At 61.7% G+C, this 2112-nt stretch carries 2 protein-coding genes and 1 pseudogene; 2 read left to right on the top strand and 1 reads right to left on the bottom strand.

Features of this window, described 5'->3' with window-relative positions:
* A partial coding sequence (locus IRT45_RS38180) for a Tn3 family transposase (RefSeq protein WP_375540190.1) occupies positions 1-234 on the bottom strand: 234 nt, incomplete at its 3' end.
* Positions 235-432: 198 nt separating this feature from the next.
* Here IRT45_RS38180 and IRT45_RS38175 point away from each other — a divergent pair.
* Both IRT45_RS38175 and IRT45_RS37425 read left to right on the top strand, forming a co-directional pair.
* Positions 433-647 (top strand): annotated as a pseudogene (locus tag IRT45_RS38175) (DUF4158 domain-containing protein); the annotation flags it as partial.
* Positions 648-719: 72 nt separating this feature from the next.
* A complete protein-coding gene (locus IRT45_RS37425; protein WP_228536028.1) occupies positions 720-2111 on the top strand; it encodes a sugar transferase in 1392 nt (463 codons plus the stop codon).
* Position 2112: the final 1 nt, after the last annotated feature.

The following is a 2112-nucleotide window of genomic DNA, read 5'->3' as shown; positions in this document are numbered from 1 at the left end:
CGCCTTGTGGTAGTTGTTGCGTCGCGAGTAGGTCGACAGCCGGCGCAGCAGCATCGCCGAGGAGATCTTGCCCTCCTTGATCGACAGCACGACGCGCATCACGTCGTCGAAATGGCGCTCGATCAACTCCCAGTCGATGACGTTGCGGCCCGGCTCGCCGAACAGGGCGTCGATGTGCCGGTAGTGGCTGGCCTCGGTTGGCCGGTAGTAGTTCAGGTCCTTCCAGTTCCGGATGCGGGCATCAGGTCGTCGCTCTCATCTAACTTAAATTCCCAGAGCCCAAGCCCCGCCAGGCTACGCCCGGCGGACATCCTCAACCTCAAAGCGGGGAAATCTTCTGGCCGCCACCGTGTTACAAGATCTGGCCGCCAATGGGGAAATAGCCGGCCGCTAACACGCGCTGAAGTTGCTGGTGTTTTGGAGGTCGGTTTCGTGGTGATGCAGGTATTCGCGGACGAGGAGTTGGTACGTCTGCAGGAGTTTCCGGATATCAGCCGCGAGGAGCTGTTCTGGTACTTCACGCTCACCCCGGCCGATATCGCGTTCATCACGCCAGGCCATGGCCCGGCGAAGCGACTCGGCCCGTCGGTAGCGTTGTGTGCGCTGCCGTGGTTGAGGTATGTCCGGACAAGGTGGTCGCGGCGCCGGCGCTCACCGAGGTCGACTTCACCCTCGACCTCGCTGCCTGACAGCTCGATCACAAGCGACAGGAAACCTCGATGGCCGGGCCGGGCGAAGGTGCGATCACCGCGGAAATGTTGCAGGCAGCCGAACGCATCGCCGACGCGATCGTGTCGAAAGCCGCCCAGATCAGCAAAATACACCACGAATTCCCGTATGAGATACGGAACACCCTCGATCGGATCCGACGCGAAGATCAGCGCCTCGGAGCCAAAGTCTACAACCGGGTCGACGGTACGGCGGCCGAATCCCTGCATGCTGAGTCACGGCCGATCGACTGGGGAGGCGGAGCCGCGCGAGCGGAGGATCCTGCGGCTCAGGCACCAACAGATGCCCTCGGCGGCATGGTATCGAATCAGCACGCCACCGATATCGAAGCGGAGCTGCGGCGCTATCCCGGTTCGGAATACATCACCCGGCGTCCCAAGCCTGCGCCTGGCGAACCGGTTGGTGCGGCGTGGACCGACAGCCCGCAGCATCACGCGTGGGAACGCGATTGGCTCACCGAGAACAGCCCCCGCATTTCATCCCTCTCCACGCTCACCTTGGCCTCGCTGGAGGCGGAAGCCGCTCTCCGCCTGTCAAATACGACGCTAGGACCTCATTTGTTGATTCAACCACGCTCTCGGTTAGCCAGCGAGATTTTGCCCATCTGGAAGTTTCGAACCCTGCCGATAGGCGAGCCGATCCGGCCTAGCGGAATCGACACTGGGTCTCGGGCCGGCCCGATCGGCCGGATCGCCCGCCACTTTTCTCTCGACGAGTTTCCCCAGTTCGGGTATCTCGCGCCGGTCGGGGCGAGACCGCTACTCGATGCCGACCGCGAGCTGATGCGGCAAGTCCTGTCGCCTGTCGAGCTGGAGCGCTTCAACCAAATCCCCAGAGACGGGTTGTACACCTCGCACTATCCGCTCTGCCGCGGGCAGCAGAACCAATCCCCGGAGTTCCTGCGGACGCGATATCTCGCTGATGTCTCGCTGCCCGAGATCGGCTCGCGAACGTTTCACCAGTACTTCTTGGACGACGTCGTCGCGCAGTACCAGCGCCGTGAGGCCCATCAGCTTCTGAACAGCTACATCGGCCGAGACCTGTCCGCGGAGGATCGGATAAGTCGCTGGTTCGCGACAACGGTGACGACGACGTTGGACGCTGCGCCCAGTGAGGCTCCTCGGATAGTCCACGAAGCGTTGCAGTCTCAGCTGCAACGCGACACCGCACTGATGTCTCCCGAAGATCGGGAGTTTCAGGCGTTCGTGGCGAAGGTCGATCAATTAATGGCCGGACACACTGATTTCGGTACGTATCTGCAACACCGGCGACTCCCGGAAATGCGGGCATACGCTGATGATGTAGTATCCCACAATCGTCACCCGTACAGCGACGCCAAACAGGTGCCTCTCTTCACGACTATATTCAAACTGGCGAGTTAGC

Source organism: Nocardia sp. BSTN01, assembly GCF_015354405.1.
GTDB lineage: Bacteria > Actinomycetota > Actinomycetes > Mycobacteriales > Mycobacteriaceae > Nocardia.
The sequence above is the reverse complement of the archived record's forward strand: the minus strand, read 5'-3'. Positions and strand labels throughout refer to the sequence as shown.

What these genes read in the sequence shown, in the direction of transcription:
- IRT45_RS37425 (WP_228536028.1), top strand. Translation starts at nt 720, where the DNA reads ATGGCCGGGCCGGGCGAAGGTGCGATCACCGCGGAAATGTTGCAGGCA.